22 protein-coding genes are annotated in these 16,094 nt (G+C 63.5%); 16 read left to right on the top strand and 6 right to left on the bottom strand.

What is annotated here, in order from left to right; all coding sequences use genetic code 11:
- Window positions 1–51: 51 nt before the first annotated feature.
- The 3 genes from pyrR to CF161_RS06685 are packed head-to-tail and all read left to right on the top strand — an operon-like array spanning window position 52 to window position 2,857.
- On the top strand, window positions 52–558 hold the full coding sequence (gene pyrR / locus CF161_RS06675; protein ID WP_020295801.1) for a bifunctional pyr operon transcriptional regulator/uracil phosphoribosyltransferase PyrR: 507 nt from the start codon (window positions 52–54) through the stop codon (window positions 556–558).
- Between the two features lie 26 nt (window positions 559–584).
- Window positions 585–1,589 carry an aspartate carbamoyltransferase catalytic subunit gene (locus CF161_RS06680; RefSeq protein WP_020295802.1) on the top strand — a complete coding sequence of 335 codons (1,005 nt, stop codon included), beginning with the start codon at window positions 585–587 and terminating at the stop codon, window positions 1,587–1,589.
- On the top strand, window positions 1,586–2,857 hold the full coding sequence (locus CF161_RS06685; protein ID WP_020295803.1) for a dihydroorotase: 1,272 nt from the start codon (window positions 1,586–1,588) through the stop codon (window positions 2,855–2,857). Before CF161_RS06680 ends, CF161_RS06685 begins: the two co-directional genes overlap by 4 nt.
- Before the next feature lie 86 nt (window positions 2,858–2,943).
- Here CF161_RS06685 and CF161_RS06690 read toward each other — a convergent pair whose 3' ends face one another.
- On the bottom strand, window positions 2,944–3,363 hold the full coding sequence (locus CF161_RS06690; RefSeq protein ID WP_020295804.1) for a TM2 domain-containing protein: 420 nt from the start codon (window positions 3,361–3,363) through the stop codon (window positions 2,944–2,946).
- Window positions 3,364–3,613: 250 nt separating this feature from the next.
- Between CF161_RS06690 and CF161_RS06695 the strand changes: the two genes are divergently transcribed.
- The gene (locus CF161_RS06695; protein ID WP_043228790.1) at window positions 3,614–4,237 is read left to right on the top strand and encodes a C40 family peptidase; all 624 of its coding nucleotides are present in this window, start codon (window positions 3,614–3,616) and stop codon (window positions 4,235–4,237) included.
- Window positions 4,238–4,354: 117 nt separating this feature from the next.
- On the opposite strand, the gene CF161_RS06700 is transcribed toward CF161_RS06695, so the two are convergent.
- On the bottom strand, window positions 4,355–5,389 hold the full coding sequence (locus CF161_RS06700) for a type IV pilus twitching motility protein PilT (RefSeq protein WP_020295806.1): 1,035 nt from the start codon (window positions 5,387–5,389) through the stop codon (window positions 4,355–4,357).
- A gap of 57 nt (window positions 5,390–5,446) precedes the next feature.
- On the opposite strand from CF161_RS06700, the gene CF161_RS06705 reads away from it, so the two are divergent.
- From CF161_RS06705 to CF161_RS06755, 11 genes are all read left to right on the top strand, one after another.
- The gene (locus CF161_RS06705; protein WP_020295807.1) at window positions 5,447–6,145 is read left to right on the top strand and encodes a YggS family pyridoxal phosphate-dependent enzyme; all 699 of its coding nucleotides are present in this window, start codon (window positions 5,447–5,449) and stop codon (window positions 6,143–6,145) included.
- A 33-nt stretch (window positions 6,146–6,178) separates the two neighbouring features.
- Window positions 6,179–6,997 (top strand): pyrroline-5-carboxylate reductase, encoded by an 819-nt coding sequence (gene proC / locus CF161_RS06710; RefSeq protein WP_020295808.1) that lies wholly within the window; start codon window positions 6,179–6,181, stop codon window positions 6,995–6,997.
- A gap of 11 nt (window positions 6,998–7,008) precedes the next feature.
- The gene (locus CF161_RS06715) at window positions 7,009–7,599 is read left to right on the top strand and encodes a YggT family protein (RefSeq protein ID WP_020295809.1); all 591 of its coding nucleotides are present in this window, start codon (window positions 7,009–7,011) and stop codon (window positions 7,597–7,599) included.
- Between the two features lie 4 nt (window positions 7,600–7,603).
- Window positions 7,604–7,897 carry a DUF167 domain-containing protein gene (locus CF161_RS06720; RefSeq protein ID WP_020295810.1) on the top strand — a complete coding sequence of 98 codons (294 nt, stop codon included), beginning with the start codon at window positions 7,604–7,606 and terminating at the stop codon, window positions 7,895–7,897.
- A gap of 116 nt (window positions 7,898–8,013) precedes the next feature.
- On the top strand, window positions 8,014–9,156 hold the full coding sequence (locus CF161_RS06725) for a homoserine O-acetyltransferase (RefSeq protein ID WP_020295811.1): 1,143 nt from the start codon (window positions 8,014–8,016) through the stop codon (window positions 9,154–9,156).
- Window positions 9,157–9,181: 25 nt separating this feature from the next.
- Entirely contained in the window at window positions 9,182–9,802 is a 621-nt protein-coding gene (gene metW / locus CF161_RS06730) for a methionine biosynthesis protein MetW (protein WP_020295812.1), read from the top strand.
- 26 nt (window positions 9,803–9,828) lie between these two features.
- A complete protein-coding gene (locus CF161_RS06735) occupies window positions 9,829–10,263 on the top strand; it encodes a DUF4426 domain-containing protein (protein WP_020295813.1) in 435 nt (144 codons plus the stop codon).
- The gene (gene rdgB / locus CF161_RS06740) at window positions 10,260–10,856 is read left to right on the top strand and encodes an RdgB/HAM1 family non-canonical purine NTP pyrophosphatase (protein ID WP_043228794.1); all 597 of its coding nucleotides are present in this window, start codon (window positions 10,260–10,262) and stop codon (window positions 10,854–10,856) included. The genes CF161_RS06735 and rdgB overlap by 4 nt, the downstream gene beginning before the upstream one ends.
- Window positions 10,853–12,055 carry a radical SAM family heme chaperone HemW gene (gene hemW, locus CF161_RS06745; protein WP_020295815.1) on the top strand — a complete coding sequence of 401 codons (1,203 nt, stop codon included), beginning with the start codon at window positions 10,853–10,855 and terminating at the stop codon, window positions 12,053–12,055. Before rdgB ends, hemW begins: the two co-directional genes overlap by 4 nt.
- A 9-nt stretch (window positions 12,056–12,064) precedes the next feature.
- Window positions 12,065–12,388: a DUF3392 domain-containing protein gene (locus CF161_RS06750; protein WP_020295816.1), complete on the top strand. Its 324-nt coding sequence runs from the start codon at window positions 12,065–12,067 to the stop codon at window positions 12,386–12,388.
- A gap of 25 nt (window positions 12,389–12,413) precedes the next feature.
- On the top strand, window positions 12,414–12,962 hold the full coding sequence (locus tag CF161_RS06755) for an RNA 2'-phosphotransferase (RefSeq protein ID WP_020295817.1): 549 nt from the start codon (window positions 12,414–12,416) through the stop codon (window positions 12,960–12,962).
- A 46-nt stretch (window positions 12,963–13,008) separates the two neighbouring features.
- Here CF161_RS06755 and trmB read toward each other — a convergent pair whose 3' ends face one another.
- The 4 genes from trmB to CF161_RS06775 all read right to left on the bottom strand — a co-directional run bounded on the left by trmB (window position 13,009) and on the right by CF161_RS06775 (window position 15,257).
- Window positions 13,009–13,734, bottom strand: a complete 726-nt coding sequence (trmB, locus tag CF161_RS06760) for a tRNA (guanosine(46)-N7)-methyltransferase TrmB (RefSeq protein WP_020295818.1) — start codon at window positions 13,732–13,734, stop codon at window positions 13,009–13,011.
- Between the two features lie 9 nt (window positions 13,735–13,743).
- Entirely contained in the window at window positions 13,744–14,538 is a 795-nt protein-coding gene (locus tag CF161_RS06765) for a thiazole synthase (protein ID WP_020295819.1), read from the bottom strand.
- 66 nt (window positions 14,539–14,604) lie between these two features.
- The gene (gene thiS, locus CF161_RS06770) at window positions 14,605–14,805 is read right to left on the bottom strand and encodes a sulfur carrier protein ThiS (protein ID WP_020295820.1); all 201 of its coding nucleotides are present in this window, start codon (window positions 14,803–14,805) and stop codon (window positions 14,605–14,607) included.
- Window positions 14,806–14,876: 71 nt separating this feature from the next.
- Window positions 14,877–15,257, bottom strand: coding sequence for a DUF423 domain-containing protein (locus CF161_RS06775; protein ID WP_020295821.1), 381 nt, complete (start codon window positions 15,255–15,257; stop codon window positions 14,877–14,879).
- 74 nt (window positions 15,258–15,331) lie between these two features.
- Here CF161_RS06775 and mtgA point away from each other — a divergent pair, with 74 nt between their 5' ends.
- Entirely contained in the window at window positions 15,332–16,054 is a 723-nt protein-coding gene (mtgA, locus tag CF161_RS06780) for a monofunctional biosynthetic peptidoglycan transglycosylase (protein ID WP_020295822.1), read from the top strand.
- Window positions 16,055–16,094: the final 40 nt, after the last annotated feature.

Genomic DNA, 16,094 nt, shown 5'->3' on the forward strand with positions numbered 1-16,094 from the left:
ACTCCGCACCCGGCTCCACGCAGCCGGGCGCGGGCCCACGAAGGAGCAACCATGAGCCTGCCCAATCCCGTCGAACTGATCAGCCAGATGGCCGCTGATCTCAACGCCCACCTGGCCAAGCGCAAGATCAGCGAGCCGCGCTATATCGGCATTCGCACCGGTGGTGTCTGGGTCGCCCAGGCCCTGCTGGAAGCGCTGGGCAGCGACTCGCCGTTGGGCACGCTGGATGTGTCGTTCTATCGCGATGACTTCAGCCAGAACGGCCTGCACCCGCAAGTGCGGCCTTCGGAGCTGCCGTTCGAGATTGAAGGCCAGCACCTGGTGCTGATCGATGACGTGCTGATGAGCGGCCGGACCATCCGCGCCGCCCTCAACGAACTGTTCGATTACGGCCGCCCGGCCAGCGTGACCCTGGTCTGCCTGCTGGACCTGGACGCCGGCGAACTGCCGATCCGCCCGAATGTGGTGGGTGCGACCCTGTCGCTGGCCGCCCACGAGCGGGTAAAATTGTCCGGCCCCGCGCCGCTGCAACTCGAACTGCAAGACCTCGCCCTTTGACACGCCCCTTTAAAGAGTCCATTGCGATGACGCCTCCAGACGCCAAGCGCCCGCTGCAGCTCAATGATCAGGGCCAGCTGCGCCACTTCCTGTCGCTCGACGGCCTGCGCCGCGAGCTGCTGACAGAAATCCTCGACACCGCCGACTCGTTCCTTGAAGTCGGCGCCCGGGCGGTGAAAAAAGTCCCGTTGCTGCGCGGCAAGACCGTGTGCAACGTGTTCTTCGAAAACTCCACCCGCACCCGCACCACCTTCGAACTGGCGGCCCAGCGCCTGTCGGCGGACGTGATCACGCTGAACGTGTCCACCTCCTCGGCGAGCAAGGGTGAAACCCTGCTCGACACCCTGCGCAACCTGGAAGCCATGGCCGCCGACATGTTCGTGGTCCGCCACGGCGACTCCGGCGCCGCGCACTTCATCGCCGAACACGTGTGCCCGCAAGTGGCGATCATCAATGGCGGCGACGGCCGGCACGCGCACCCGACCCAGGGCATGCTCGACATGCTGACCATCCGCCGGCACAAGGGCGGCTTCGAGAACCTGTCGGTGGCCATCGTCGGCGACATCCTGCACTCGCGGGTAGCCCGTTCGAACATGCTGGCCCTGAAGACCCTCGGCTGCCCGGACATCCGGGTGATCGCGCCCAAGACCCTGCTGCCGATTGGCATCGAGCAGTATGGGGTCAAGGTCTACACCGACATGACCGAAGGCCTGAAGGATGTGGACGTGGTGATCATGCTGCGCCTGCAACGCGAGCGCATGCAGGGCGGCCTGCTGCCCAGCGAAGGCGAGTTCTACCGCCTGTTCGGCCTGACCACCGCGCGCCTGGCCGGCGCCAAGCCGGACGCCATCGTCATGCACCCGGGCCCGATCAACCGCGGCGTGGAGATCGAATCGGCGGTGGCCGACGGCCCGCATTCGGTGATTCTCAACCAGGTGACCTACGGCATCGCGGTACGCATGGCCGTACTGTCCATGGCCATGAGCGGGCAGACCGCCCAGCGACAATTCGAGCAGGAGAACGCCCAGTGAAGCTCAGCATTCTCGGCGCCCGCGTCATCGATCCAAGCAGCGGGCTGGATCAAGTCACTGATTTGCATCTGGAAGCCGGCAAGATCCTCGCCATGGGCGCCGCCCCGGCCGATTTCAACGCCGTCACCACCATCGACGCCAAAGGCCTGGTGGCTGCCCCCGGGCTGGTGGACCTGAGTGTCGCCCTGCGCGAACCGGGCTACAGCCGCAAAGGCAGCATCGCCAGCGAAACCCGGGCTGCCGCCGCCGGTGGCGTCACCAGCCTGTGCTGCCCACCGCACACCAAACCGGTGCTGGACACCTCGGCGGTGACCGAGCTGATCCTGGACCGTGCTCGCGAAGCCGGCAATACCAAGGTGTTCCCCATCGGCGCCCTGAGCAAAGGCCTGGAAGGCGAGCAGCTTGCAGAACTCATCGCGTTGCGCGACGCCGGCTGCGTGGCGTTCGGCAATGGCCTGGAGAGCTTTCGCAGCACCCGCACCCTGTGCCGCGCCCTGGAATACGCTGCAACCTTCGACTTGACCGTGATTTTCCACTCCCAGGACCGCGACCTGGCCGAAGGCGGCCTGGCCCACGAAGGCGCCACCGCCAGCTTCCTCGGCTTGCCGGGGATTCCGGAGACCGCAGAAACCGTGGCCCTGGCCCGTGACCTGCTGCTGGTGGAGCAAAGCGGCGTGCGCGCGCACTTCAGCCAGCTGACCAGCGCCCGGGGTGTGGCGTTGATCGCCCAGGCCCAGGCTCGCGGCCTGCCGGTGACTGCCGATGTGGCGCTGTATCAGTTGATCCTGACGGATGAAGCCTTGATCGACTTCTCCAGCCTGTATCACGTACAGCCGCCCCTGCGTTCCCGAGCGGACCGCGACGGGCTGCGTGAGGCGGTGAAGTCCGGGGTGGTCCAGGCCATTTCCAGCCATCACCAACCCCACGAGCGCGACGCCAAGCTGGCGCCGTTCGGCGCCACCGAGCCGGGCATCAGCAGCGTCGAGCTGTTGCTGCCACTGGCGCTGACCCTGGTGGAAGATGGCTTGCTGGACCTGCCAACCCTGCTCGCCCGCCTCAGTGCCGGCCCGGCCGATGCCCTGCGCCTGCCTGCCGGCAAGCTCGCGGTAGGCGCCCCGGCCGACCTGGTGCTGTTCGACCCGGCCAGCTCCACCGTGGCCGGCGAACACTGGCTGTCCAAAGGCGAAAACTGCCCGTTCCTCGGCCACAGCCTGCCCGGCATGGTGCGCTACACCCTGGTGGATGGACGCATCAGCTACCAGGCGTGACTGCAGGCGCTGTGGTGTGTCAGGGGAGCGCTGGGCCTAGCGCGGCTCAGCAGCGGCTACGGGTTGTAGCCGCTGTTTGGGTCAGGTTAGCGCCGCTTGGCGTTTTCCAGGGAGACCTGATCGTTCAGGGTCCAGAAGTCGTAGAGCACGCCCAGGAAGAACAGCCCGCCTGTCAGCAGGTACAACAGGCCGCTGATCCATTTCCCCTGGTACATGCGATGCACGCCAAACACCCCGAGAAAGGTCAGCAGCACCCAGGCCACGCTGTATTCGAGCGGGCCGGCGGTAAACCGCAGGTCCGCTTCACGGTCCATGGCCGGAATCAGGAACAGGTCGATCAGCCAGCCAATCCCCAATAAGCCCAAGGTGAAAAACCAGATCGTACCGGTCACCGGCTTGCCGTAATAAAAGCGGTGCGCACCGGTAAAACCGAAAATCCACAACAGATAACCGATCACCTTGCTGTGGGTGTCCTGCGGTGAAACATCCTGACGATAGGTGTTCATTGATGACCTCATTCCACGCAATAGATAAATATTCTTTAATTCTTTGTGACTTTTTTACAGGCTGCCGACGTATGGGAAATGTTAAAGTCCCTCCCGCCAAAGCCCCGTACCGCCTGAGTTCTGGCGGACAATTGCGTCAATTTGCCGCTACTTTGCAGAAGTTGACCTCCAGGTTGAATCGACAAACGGCCTCGGAACAGACAAAAAAGCTGTTATAAAGTTGCGCGCTAACCCATAAGAGCCTTGCCTAATGCGTCCATTTTTCAAGACATGGCTAACCATTTGCCTATTAATGCCACTGGCCGCCCACGCCACCAATCGTGAGCAACGTCTTCCCAACATTAACGGTTACACCCCGAAATCCCATGTTTCGCCGGTAACCGCCAAGAACAAGCAAAGCGTCAAGGGCCCGACTCACCTGAGCAAGGCCGACAGCAAGCTGGTCCCGCAAATGGCGGCCAAGCAGAGCAGCAATGTACTGAGTCGCGCCGTCAACGTCCTGGGTACTCCCTATCGTTGGGGCGGCAGCAGCCCAAGTAAAGGCTTCGATTGCAGCGGGTTGGTGAAATACGCGTTTAATGATGTGGCAGCGGTGGATCTGCCTCGCACCTCCAATGCCATGGCCAGCGGCCACGGGCAGAAGGTCGAGCGCAAGGACCTCAAGCCGGGCGACCTGCTGTTTTTCAACATCAAGAGCCGCAAGGTCAACCACGTTGCCATCTACCTGGGCAATGACCGCTTTATTCACGCCCCGCGCCGTGGCAAGGCCGTGTCGATCGACACCCTGAAAAAGCCGTACTGGGATAACCACTACGTGGTTGCCAAGCGCGTCCTGCCTAAAGAGCAGAACGCCCTGCGTGTGGTTCAGCGCTGACCGTCAGCCCTAACGTCACACCTCTATCGCCGGCAAGCCGGCTTCGACAGGTCTCACGGCCTTGTCGGGGTCGACTTGCCGGCGATGACGTTTCAGGCGCCGCCAAAAACCCCTCGCTCACAGCCCCTGGGGCGTCCGGGCCTTCTCCCGGGCATGTTCCGGGCTGATCAGCCCCGCGTTCAGCAACGCCTTCAAGCTCATGTCCAAGGTGCGCATGCCCACCGCGCCGCCAGTCTGGATCGCCGAATACATCTGCGCCACCTTGTCTTCGCGGATCAGGTTACGGATCGCCGGGCTGCCGAGCATGATTTCGTGCGCCGCCACCCGCCCACCGCCGATGCGCTTGACCAGCACCTGGGCGATCACCGCCTGCAGCGACTCGGCCAGCATCGAACGCACCAGGGCCTTCTCCTGGGCCGGAAACACGTCCACCAACCGGTCGATGCTTTTCGCCGCCGAGGTGGTGTGCAGGGTGCCGAACACCAGGTGCCCGGTTTCGGCGGCGGTCAATGCCAGGCGAATGGTTTCCAGGTCCCGCAGTTCGCCCACCAGGATCACATCCGGATCTTCGCGCAGGGCGGCGCGCAACGCCGCGGCAAAACTTCGGGTATCACGCAGGACTTCGCGCTGATTGATCAGGCACTGCCTGGGTGCATGGATGAACTCGATGGGGTCTTCGATGGTGAGAATGTGTTGCTGACGGTGCTGATTGAGGTGGTCGATCATCGCCGCCAGGGTGGTGGACTTGCCGGACCCGGTCGGACCCGTCACCAGCACCAGGCCATGGGGTACGGCGGCAATCTGGCGAAACACTTCGCCCATTCCCAGTTGTTCCATACTCGGCACCTGCGCGGGAATGGCGCGCAAGACCCCGGCAGCGCCACGGCTCTGATGGAAGGCATTCACCCGAAAGCGCCCGATTCCCGGCAGTTCGTAGGAAAAATCCAGGTCAAGGGTTGCCGCGAACTCCGCCCGCTGCGCCTCACTCATCAGGCCCTGGAGCATGGCCTGCACCTGCTGCGGCTCAAGCACCGCCAGCTCGCTGCGGACAATCTCGCCATCAACCCGCAGCATCGGCGGCAAACCTGCGCTAAGGTGCAAGTCCGACGCGCCCTGTGCAACGCACAAGGCCAGCAACTCAGGGATGTCCATAGTGCTTCCCAATTCCAGTAGAATGCCGCAACCCCAAGACCCGCTGGCGCACATTGAATGTCCACGATAGCAGACAACATCGCACTGGTCGGCGCGCGGATCCGCGCTGCGGCGCAGGCTTCGCAACGAGATGTAAACAGCATTCACCTGCTCGCCGTGAGCAAGACCAAACCCGCCGCCGCCCTGCGTGAAGCCCACGCCGCCGGCGTGCGCGACTTCGGCGAGAACTACCTGCAGGAGGCCCTGGGCAAACAGCTCGAACTGGCCGACCTGCCCTTGTGTTGGCACTTCATCGGCCCCATTCAATCGAACAAGACGCGACCTATCGCTGAACATTTCGACTGGGTGCACTCCGTGGATCGCCTGAAAATCGCACAACGCCTGTCCGAGCAACGCCCTGAACACCTGCCGCCGTTGAACATCTGCATTCAGGTCAACGTCAGCGGCGAGGCCAGCAAGTCCGGTTGCACCCCGGCCGATCTGCCGGCCCTGGCCAGCGCCATCAGCGCCCTGCCGCGCCTGCAACTGCGCGGGCTGATGGCGATACCCGAGCCGACCGAAGAGCGTGCCGCCCAGGACGCTGCCTTTGCTGCCGTGCAGGCGCTGAACAACCACCTGCAACAGCGTTTGAATCTGCCGCTCGACACACTTTCCATGGGCATGAGCCACGACCTCGAAGCGGCCATCGCCCAAGGCGCCACCTGGGTGCGGATCGGTACCGCGCTGTTTGGTGCCCGCGACTATGGCCAGCCCTGACGTGGCTGACTTACCTCTCTATAAGGACCTGACATGAGCAAGACTCGTATCGCCTTTATCGGCGCCGGCAACATGGCTGCCAGCTTGATTGGGGGCCTGCGCGCCAAGGGCCTGGACGCCGCGCAGATCCGTGCCAGCGACCCGGGGGCCGAAACCCGGGCCCGGGTCCAGGCTGAACACGGCATCGAGGTGTTCGCCGACAACGCCGAGGCCATCCAGGGCGCCGACGTCATCGTCCTGGCGGTCAAGCCCCAGGCCATGAAAGCCGTGTGCGAGGCCCTGCGCCCTAGCCTGCGGGCTTCGCAGCTGGTGGTTTCAATCGCCGCCGGCATCACCTGCGCCAGCATGAACAACTGGCTCGGCGCCCAGCCCATCGTGCGCTGCATGCCCAACACGCCGGCGCTGCTGCGCCAGGGCGTCAGCGGCCTGTTCGCCACCGCCCAGGTGAGCGCCGAACAACGCCAGCAGGCCCAAGAGCTGCTGTCGGCCGTCGGCATTGCCCTGTGGCTTGATGAAGAACAGCAACTGGACGCGGTCACCGCGGTGTCCGGCAGCGGGCCGGCGTATTTCTTCCTGCTGATCGAAGCCATGACCGCCGCCGGCGAGAAGCTCGGCCTGCCTCGGGAAATTGCCGCCCAGCTGACCCTGCAAACCGCCCTGGGCGCCGCGCATATGGCCGTCTCCAGCGAGGTCGATGCCGCCGAGCTGCGCCGCCGTGTCACCTCGCCGGCCGGCACCACTGAAGCCGCCATCAAATCGTTCCAGGCCGGGGGCTTCGAAGCCCTGGTGGAAAAAGCACTGGGTGCCGCCGCGCACCGCTCGGCCGAAATGGCCGAACAACTGGGCCAATAAAGGAGCCACTGATGATTGGATTGAATACTGCAGCGGTGTATGTGCTGCAAACCCTTGGCAGCCTGTACCTGCTGATCGTGCTGCTGCGCTTTGTGCTGCAACTGGTGCGCGCCAACTTCTACAACCCGCTGTGCCAGTTCGCCGTACGCGCGACCCAGCCGCTGCTCAAGCCGCTGCGCCGGATCATCCCGAGCCTGTTTGGCCTGGACATGTCGTCGCTGGTACTGGCGATCATCGTGCAACTGGCACTGATGGCGCTGACCCTGCTGCTGACCTACGGCACCACCGGCAACCCGCTGCAACTGCTGATCTGGTCGATCATTGGCGTGACCGCGCTGTTTCTGAAGATCTTCTTCTTCGCCCTGATCATCAGCGTGATCCTGTCCTGGGTCGCTCCGGGCAGCCACAACCCGGGCGCTGAACTGGTGAACCAGATCTGCGAGCCGGCCCTGGCGCCGTTCCGCAAGATCCTGCCGAGCATGGGTGGCCTGGATATCTCGCCGATCCTGGCGTTCATGGTACTCAAGCTGCTGGACATGCTGGTGATCAACAACCTGGCGGCGATGACCATGATGCCGGACATCCTGCGCCTGCTGATCTGACCCGGTGAGCTACTTTCGCTGGGACGGTGACGACCTGATTCTGGAATGCCACCTGCAACCTGCGGCCCGCAGCGATGACTTCGCCGGGCTGCACGGTGAGCGGCTGAAAATTCGCCTCACCGCGCCGCCCGTCGAGGGCAAGGCCAACGCCTACCTGATGGCGTTCCTGGCCAAGGCGTTCGGCGTCTCGAAAAGCCAGGTCAGCCTGATCAGCGGCGAGCTGAACCGGCAAAAACGGGTCCGGATCAACGCCCCCAAAAAGCTCCCGGACCTGCCCGACCTGACCCGCCCAGCCTGATCCCCTCGATTCCGGCGTCCAGGCTACAACCCGCGAAATAATCAGCCCCGGCCTTTGCTTGCCGCTGGGGGCAGCGGTCTTTAGACTTACGCCTCATTTAAATGAGAGCAGGGTCGATGCCAACTGCCTTTCCCCCCGATTCCGTTGGTCTGATCACGCCGCAACTGGCGCACTTCAGCGATCCCCTGGCCCTGGCCTGCGGTCGCTCGCTGCCGGCTTATGACCTGATCTTCGAAACCTATGGCGAACTGAACGCCACGGCCAGCAACGCCGTGCTGATCTGCCATGCCCTGTCCGGCCATCATCACGCTGCCGGTTTTCACAGCGCCGAAGACCGCAAGCCGGGCTGGTGGGACAGCTGCATCGGCCCCGGCAAGCCCATCGACACCCACAAGTTTTTCGTGGTCAGCCTGAACAACCTCGGCGGCTGCAACGGCTCCACCGGCCCCAGCAGCCTCAACCCGGAAACCGGCAAGCCGTTCGGCGCCGACTTCCCGGTACTGACCGTGGAAGACTGGGTGCACAGCCAGGCCCGCCTGGCCGACCGGCTCGGCATCCAGCAATGGGCCGCCGTGATCGGCGGCAGCCTGGGCGGCATGCAGGCCCTGCAATGGACCATCACCTACCCGGACCGAGTGCGCCACTGCCTGGCGATCGCCTCGGCGCCCAAGCTGTCGGCGCAGAATATTGCCTTCAACGAAGTGGCGCGCCAGGCGATCCTCACCGACCCCGAATTCCACGGCGGCTCCTTCCAGGAACACGGTGTGATCCCCAAGCGCGGCCTGATGCTGGCGCGCATGGTCGGGCACATCACGTACCTGTCCGACGACTCCATGGGCGAAAAATTCGGCCGTGGCCTGAAGAGCGAAAAGCTCAACTACGACTTCCACAGCGTCGAGTTCCAGGTCGAAAGCTACCTGCGCTACCAGGGCGAGGAGTTCTCCGGACGCTTCGACGCCAACACCTATCTGTTGATGACCAAAGCGCTGGACTACTTCGATCCAGCGGCGAACTTCGACGATAACCTGGCAAAAACCTTCGCCAATGCCACCGCCAAGTTCTGCGTGATGTCCTTCACCACCGACTGGCGCTTCTCCCCAGCCCGCTCCCGGGAGTTGGTGGACGCGCTGATGGCGGCGAAAAAAGACGTCTGCTACCTGGAAATCGATGCGCCCCAGGGCCACGACGCCTTCTTGATCCCGATCCCGCGTTACTTGCAGGCCTTCAGCAACTACATGAATCGGATTGCGCTTATATGAGCCGCTATCACTTGGGGAGGACGGCATGAGAGCCGATCTGGAAATCATCCAGGAATGGATCCCCGCCGGCAGCCGCGTGCTCGACCTCGGCTGCGGCGACGGCGAGCTGCTGACCTGGCTGCGCGACCACAAGCAAGTCACCGGCTACGGCCTGGAAAACGACCCGGACAACATTGCCCAGTGCGTGGCCAAGGGCATCAACGTCATCGAGCAGGACCTGGACAAGGGCCTGGGCAACTTCGCCAGCAACAGCTTCGACGTGGTGGTCATGACCCAGGCCCTGCAGGCCGTGCACTACCCGGACCGGATCCTCGACGAAATGCTCAGGGTCGGCCGCCAGTGCATCATCACCTTCCCCAACTTCGGCCACTGGCGCTGCCGCTGGTACCTGGCCAGCAAGGGCCGGATGCCGGTGTCCGAGTTCCTGCCCTACACCTGGTACAACACGCCGAACATTCACTTCTGCACCTTCGAGGATTTCGAAGAGCTGTGCCGCGAACGCGAAGCCCAGGTCATCGATCGGCTTGCCGTCGATCAACAACACCGGCATGGGTGGGCCAGTAAGCTATGGCCTAATCTCTTAGGAGAGATCGGCATCTACCGCGTCAGCAGCCCGGGGCTTGCGGACCACAAGGTCGCGGTTTAATCCACGTCATAGCAAGGAGAACGATCATGGGTCGCTTGGTAACTTTTCTATTGGCCGCCTGCCTGAGCTTCACGGCCGTGGGCGCCGAGGCCATCAAGGGCGAGCGCAAGGAAGTCTTCGGTGACGTCACCGTGCACTACAACACCTTCAACTCGACCTACCTGCAACCGGACATCGCCAAAAGCGCGGAGCTGATCCGCAGCAAGAACCAGGGGGTGATCAACGTGTCCGTGATCAAGGCCGGCAAACCGCTGGTCGCCCAGGTCAGTGGCACGGTCAAGGACCTGACCAGCAAGAGCATCCCGCTGAGCTTCAAGCAAATCACCGAACAAGGCGCGATCTACTACATCGCCCAGTTCCCGGTCGAGCAGCAGGAAACCCGAACCTTCACCATCAACGTTCAAACTGGCGGCGACAGCAACAGCTTCAGTTTTAACCAAGAGCTTTTCCCGGGCGAATAATGAACCTCACGCAACTCGTACTGGCCAGCCATAACGCCGGCAAACTCAAGGAACTGCAGGCCATGCTCGGCGCATCGGTGCAATTGCGCTCGATCGGCGAGTTCAGCAGCATCGAACCGGAAGAAACCGGTTTGTCGTTCGTCGAGAACGCCATTCTCAAGGCGCGCAATGCCGCACGCATTTCCGGCCTGCCGGCCCTGGCCGACGATTCGGGCCTGGCGGTGGACTTCCTCGGCGGCGCACCGGGCATCTACTCGGCGCGTTATGCCGATGGCCAAGGCGACGCGGCGAACAACGCCAAGCTGCTGGAGGCCCTCAAGGATGTCCCCGAGGAACAGCGCGGCGCGCAATTCGTCTGCGTCCTGGCGCTGGTGCGGCATGCCGACGACCCGCTGCCGATCCTCTGCGAAGGCCTGTGGCACGGGCGCATCCTTCATGCGGCCAGCGGCGAACACGGTTTTGGCTACGATCCGCTGTTCTGGGTCCCGGAGCGCAACTGCTCCAGCGCCGAACTGAGCCCGGGCGACAAGAACCAAATCAGCCACCGCGCCCGTGCAATGGATCTGCTGCGCCAGCGTCTGGGCCTGAAATGACCCCACAGACACCCGCGCAGCCGCTGATTCTCGGCACTGCGCCCACGCCCCGGGCGGCCCTTCCCCTGTTGCCGCCCCTGGCGCTGTACATCCACATCCCGTGGTGTGTACGCAAATGCCCGTATTGCGACTTCAACTCCCACACCGCCAGCCCTGTGCTGCCGGAAGAAGAGTACGTCGACGCCCTGCTGGCCGACCTCGACCAGGACCTGCACGCCGTCTACGGCCGCGAGCTGAGTTCGATCTTCTTCGGCGGCGGCACGCCGAGCCTGTTCAGCGCCGCAGCCCTGGGCCGCCTGCTCAAGGGCGTGGAGCAGCGCATCCGCTTCGCCGCCGATATCGAAATCACCCTGGAAGCCAACCCCGGGACCTTCGAGCAGGACAAGTTCATCGCCTACCGCGCCCTGGGCATCAATCGGTTGTCGATTGGTATCCAGAGCTTCCAGGAGGCCAAGCTCAAGGCCCTGGGCCGGATCCACAACGGCGCCGAAGCGATCCGCGCCGCCGATATGGCGCGCCTGGCCGGCTTCGACAACTTCAACCTGGACCTGATGCACGGTTTGCCCGATCAGTCCCTGGACGATGCCCTGGGCGACCTGCGCCAGGCCATCGCCATGCAGCCGACCCACCTGTCCTGGTACCAGCTGACCCTGGAACCCAACACCGTCTTCTGGAACCAGCCCCCTGTGCTGCCGGAAGACGACACCCTGTGGGACATCCAGGAAGCCGGCCAGGCATTGCTCGCCGAGCATGGCTACGCCCAGTACGAAGTGTCGGCCTACGCCCAGCCGGGCCGCGCAGCACGGCATAACCTGAACTACTGGAGCTTCGGTGACTTCATCGGCATCGGCGCCGGCGCCCACGGCAAGCTCAGCCACCCGGACGGGCGCATCGTGCGCACCTGGAAAACCCGCCTGCCCAAGGACTACCTGAACCCGGCCAAACAGTTCAAGGCCGGCGACAAACTCCTGGCCAACGAGGAGCTGCCGTTCGAGTTCCTGATGAATGCCCTGCGCCTGACCCAGGGCGTCGATGCCGCGCTCTATGCGCAACGCACCGGGCTCAGCCTGGAAAGCCTCGCCGACGCCCGGCGCCAGGCAGAACAAAGTGGCTTATTGCAGGTCGAACCGTCACGCCTGGCGGCTACCGCCCGCGGACAACTCTTCCTCAATGACTTGCTGCAATACTTTCTGACTTAAGGAAACCCCATGGATCTGGTACTCGATCTGCTCGCCACGGTGTCCCGCTGGAGTCGCAGCAACCTCTCGGAAATCGCCCTGGCACTGGTGGGCTGCCTGCTGGTGCTGTTTGGCGCCGACATCAAGGGCTGGGTCGAGCAACGCCTGGGCGGCCTGGCCGGCGCCCTGCGCGTGCCATTGATGGCCCTGCTGTGCATGATCGGCAGCGGCCTGGCGCTGATCTACGCCACGCCCTGGATCATTCGCGGCCTGAGCCAATTCAACAATTACAGCCTGGCGCCGGTGCTGCTGGTGGTGCTGGTGCTGATCGGGGTGGTGGCGGATCGCCGCTGACCCGGGTTCACACACAAGGATGAACATGAGCAAGAAAGTCATCGATGAAACCAGCAAGTTTCTCAGCTACGTCCTGCGCCATGAGCCCCAGGCCATAGGCCTTGAACTGGACACTGAAGGCTGGGGCGATATCGACGCACTGATCAGCGGCGCGGCCCGGGACGGGCGGCAGTTGAGCCGGGAACTGATCGCGCAGGTGGTCGACAGCAACGACAAGAAGCGCTTTTCCCTGTCGGCCGATGGCCAGCGCATCCGCGCGGTCCAAGGTCATTCCAACAAAGACGTGCAGCTGCAGCTCGAAGCCAGACAGCCGCCCGCGATCCTCTACCACGGCACCGCCACGCGGTTCATGGAGTCGATCAATGAGAAGGGGCTGATCCCGGGTTCACGGCATCACGTGCACCTGTCCCAGGACCTGGAAACCGCCAGCGCCGTGGGCCAGCGTTACGGCAAGGTGGTGATTTTGCAGATTGCCGCGCAAGCCATGCAGGCCCAGGGCTTCACGTTCTATCAGGCAGAGAATGGGGTGTGGCTGACCGAGCAGGTGCCGGTGAGTTTTATCAAACCCCTGTAGGAAAGCGGCTCCCTTGTGCCAAGGGAGCCTGATCCACTCAAGCGGTTCAGCTCAGCTTTTCAAACTTCAGATCCCACACCCCGTGCCCCAGGCGCTCGCCGCGGCGTTCGAACTTGGTGATCGGGCGTTCGGCCGGGCGCGGCACGCACTTGCCGTCTTCGGCCAGGTTGCGATAGCCCGGCGCGACGTCCATCACTTCCAGCATGTACTCGGCGTAGGGTTCCCAGTCGGTGGCCATGTGCAGGATGCCGCCCACCTTGAGCTTGCTGCGCACCAGCTCCGCGAACGAGGCCTGGACGATGCGCCGCTTGTGATGGCGGCTCTTGTGCCACGGATCGGGGAAAAACAGCATCAGGCGATCGAGGCTGTTGTCGGCGATGCAGCGGTTGAGCACTTCGATCGCGTCGCAATCGTAGACCCGCAGGTTGGTCAGGCCCTGGGTCAGCACGCCATTGAGCAACGCACCGACACCCGGACGGTGCACTTCGACGCCAATGAAGTCCTGCTCCGGCGAGGCGGCAGCCATTTCCAGCAGCGAGTGGCCCATGCCGAAGCCGATTTCCAGGGAGCGCGGCGCGGAACGGCCGAACACCTGGTCAAAATCCACCGGCGCATCGGCCAGGGGCAGCACAAACAGCGGCGTGCCCTGCTCCAGGCCTTTCTGCTGGCCTTCGGTCATGCGCCCGGCGCGCATCACGAAGCTCTTGATGCGGCGGTGTTGGCGTTCTTCGCCTTCTTGCGGCTGGATAGGCGTGTCGTTTGATTCAGTCATCAATGGCTCTTACTTGATCAGACCATCCAGCGGCGAGGAGGCGCTGGCATAGAGTTTCTTCGGCATGCGACCGGCGAGGTACGCCAGGCGGCCCGCGACAATCGCGTGTTTCATGGCTTGCGCCATCAGGATCGGCTGTTGCGCGTGGGCGATGGCCGAGTTCATCAGCACCGCCTCGCAGCCCAGTTCCATGGCAATGGTGGCGTCGGAAGCGGTGCCGACACCGGCATCCACCAGCACCGGAACCTTGGCTTCTTCGAGGATGATCTGCAGGTTGTACGGGTTGCAGATCCCCAGGCCAGTGCCGATCAGGCCCGCCAGCGGCATGACCGCGATGCAGCCCATTTCCGCCAGCTGGCGGGCGATGATCGGGTCATCGCTGGTGTAGACCATCACGTCGAACCCTTCCTTGACCAGCACTTCGGCGGCCTTGAGGGTTTCCAGGACGTTGGGGAACAGGGTCTTCTGGTCGGCCAGGACTTCGAGCTTCACCAGGTTGTGGCCATCGAGCAGCTCACGGGCCAGGCGGCAGGTGCGCACGGCTTCAACCGCGTCATAGCAACCGGCGGTATTGGGCAGGATGGTGTAGCGATCCGGCGGCAGGATATCCAGCAGGTTCGGCTCACCCGGGTTTTGCCCGATGTTGGTACGACGCACGGCAACGGTGACGATCTCGGCGCCCGAGGCCTCGATGGCCAGGCGGGTTTCTTCCATGTCACGGTACTTGCCGGTGCCTACCAGCAGTCGCGACTGGTAGGTACGACCGGCCAGGACGAAGGGCTTGTCACTGCGAACATTGCTCATCGGAAATCCTCTGTTGGGGTGAGGTTCTTGCAGAATTCTGGAAGTGCGCGGGTCGGACCTTAACGGCTAGCCGCCGCCAATGGCGTGCACCACTTCGACCTGATCGCCTTCATTCAGGGAAGTCTCGGCGTGCTGGCTGCGCGGAACGATGTCCTGGTTGAGTTCGACCGCAATCCGGCGTCCGGTCAGGTCCAGACGGGTCAGCAGGGCCGCGACGGTTGCACCGTCGGGCAATTCAAAGGGCTCACCGTTCAACTGAATGCGCATGCTCAAGGCCGCCATCATTTTTAGGGGCCAGCATTCTAGCCCGATCGAGCCCCAAAGGTCAGCTACAAGCGTCAGACGGCAAGCTGCATGCGCCAGGCGGCAAGACCGAGGAAAAACCAGCCCAGCAGGAAGGCCAGGCCGCCAAGCGGGGTGATGATTCCCAGCTTGCTGATGCCGGTCAGGGTCAGCAGATACAGGCTGCCGGAGAACAGCAGGATACCGACCACGAACGAGATTCCAGCCCAGCTCACCAGGCGCCCGGGAATATGCGCGGCCAGCAGGGCCACGCCGAACAGGGCCAGGGTATGCACCAGTTGGTACGTGACGCCGGTGTGGAAAATCGCCAGGTATTCGGCACTCAGACGGTTTTTCAGGCCGTGGGCGGCAAAGGCGCCGAGGGCAACCCCGGTAAAGCCGAAAAAGGCAGCCAGCATCAGGAAGCCACGCAGCATGAGGAACTCCAGTCAGAATCATCGGGCAGGGTCTGTATAATGGCCCGCTCAACGGGTTCGGCCAAGCCATCTCTATGCTGCGTTTACTTTTCCGTCGCGTCACAAAAGCCCTGCTCTGGTTCGCAGGCGGCAGCGTTCTGCTGGTGCTGGTATTTCGCGTGGTGCCGCCGCCCGGCACGGCGCTGATGATCGAGCGCAAGATCGAATCCTGGGTCGACGGCGAGCCCATCGACCTGCAACGCACCTGGAAACCCTGGGCCGAGATCTCCGACGACCTCAAGGTGGCGGTCATCGCCGGCGAGGACCAGAAGTTCTCCGAGCACTGGGGTTTCGATATCGGCGCCATTCAGGCAGCGTTCGCCCATAACGAGCGCGGCGGCTCGATTCGCGGCGCCAGCACCTTGAGCCAGCAGGTGTCGAAGAACCTGTTTCTGTGGTCCGGACGCAGTTGGCTGCGCAAAGGGCTGGAAGCCTGGTTTACCGGGCTGATCGAGATTTTCTGGCCCAAGCAGCGAATTCTCGAGGTGTACCTCAATAGCGTGGAGTGGGATGAAGGGGTGTTTGGCGCTGAAGCTGCGGCGCGTCATCACTTCGGTATCGGCGCAGGTTCGCTGTCGCGTCAGCAGGCCAGCCTGCTGGCCGCTGTGCTGCCCAACCCGCGAGTGTGGAGCGCCAGTCACCCGACCACTTATGTGTCGCAGCGCGCGGGCTGGATTCGCCGGCAGATGAGCCAACTGGGTGGCGTCGATTACCTCAACGGCCTCAACACCACGCGCAAGGCGCCCTGGGAGCAGTAACCCAAGGCCATCAGGACGCCCCTGGCCCACAAACAAAAAC

Origin of the sequence: Pseudomonas sp. CF161, from assembly GCF_000416215.1 — a bacterium.
Taxonomy (GTDB): Bacteria; Pseudomonadota; Gammaproteobacteria; order Pseudomonadales; family Pseudomonadaceae; genus Aquipseudomonas.

Excerpts from the sequence above, each read along its gene's own strand:
- pyrR (WP_020295801.1), top strand. The coding sequence starts at position 52 with ATGAGCCTGCCCAATCCCGTCGAACTGATCAGCCAGATGGCCGCTGAT.
- CF161_RS06680 (WP_020295802.1), top strand. The coding sequence starts at position 585 with ATGACGCCTCCAGACGCCAAGCGCCCGCTGCAGCTCAATGATCAGGGC.
- CF161_RS06690 (WP_020295804.1), bottom strand. The coding sequence starts at position 3,363 with ATGAACACCTATCGTCAGGATGTTTCACCGCAGGACACCCACAGCAAG.
- CF161_RS06695 (WP_043228790.1), top strand. The coding sequence starts at position 3,614 with ATGCGTCCATTTTTCAAGACATGGCTAACCATTTGCCTATTAATGCCA.
- CF161_RS06700 (WP_020295806.1), bottom strand. The coding sequence starts at position 5,389 with ATGGACATCCCTGAGTTGCTGGCCTTGTGCGTTGCACAGGGCGCGTCG.
- CF161_RS06705 (WP_020295807.1), top strand. The coding sequence starts at position 5,447 with ATGTCCACGATAGCAGACAACATCGCACTGGTCGGCGCGCGGATCCGC.
- proC (WP_020295808.1), top strand. The coding sequence starts at position 6,179 with ATGAGCAAGACTCGTATCGCCTTTATCGGCGCCGGCAACATGGCTGCC.
- CF161_RS06715 (WP_020295809.1), top strand. The coding sequence starts at position 7,009 with ATGATTGGATTGAATACTGCAGCGGTGTATGTGCTGCAAACCCTTGGC.
- CF161_RS06725 (WP_020295811.1), top strand. The coding sequence starts at position 8,014 with ATGCCAACTGCCTTTCCCCCCGATTCCGTTGGTCTGATCACGCCGCAA.
- metW (WP_020295812.1), top strand. The coding sequence starts at position 9,182 with ATGAGAGCCGATCTGGAAATCATCCAGGAATGGATCCCCGCCGGCAGC.
- CF161_RS06735 (WP_020295813.1), top strand. The coding sequence starts at position 9,829 with ATGGGTCGCTTGGTAACTTTTCTATTGGCCGCCTGCCTGAGCTTCACG.
- hemW (WP_020295815.1), top strand. The coding sequence starts at position 10,853 with ATGACCCCACAGACACCCGCGCAGCCGCTGATTCTCGGCACTGCGCCC.
- CF161_RS06750 (WP_020295816.1), top strand. The coding sequence starts at position 12,065 with ATGGATCTGGTACTCGATCTGCTCGCCACGGTGTCCCGCTGGAGTCGC.
- CF161_RS06755 (WP_020295817.1), top strand. The coding sequence starts at position 12,414 with ATGAGCAAGAAAGTCATCGATGAAACCAGCAAGTTTCTCAGCTACGTC.
- trmB (WP_020295818.1), bottom strand. The coding sequence starts at position 13,734 with ATGACTGAATCAAACGACACGCCTATCCAGCCGCAAGAAGGCGAAGAA.
- CF161_RS06765 (WP_020295819.1), bottom strand. The coding sequence starts at position 14,538 with ATGAGCAATGTTCGCAGTGACAAGCCCTTCGTCCTGGCCGGTCGTACC.
- thiS (WP_020295820.1), bottom strand. The coding sequence starts at position 14,805 with ATGCGCATTCAGTTGAACGGTGAGCCCTTTGAATTGCCCGACGGTGCA.
- CF161_RS06775 (WP_020295821.1), bottom strand. The coding sequence starts at position 15,257 with ATGCTGCGTGGCTTCCTGATGCTGGCTGCCTTTTTCGGCTTTACCGGG.
- mtgA (WP_020295822.1), top strand. The coding sequence starts at position 15,332 with ATGCTGCGTTTACTTTTCCGTCGCGTCACAAAAGCCCTGCTCTGGTTC.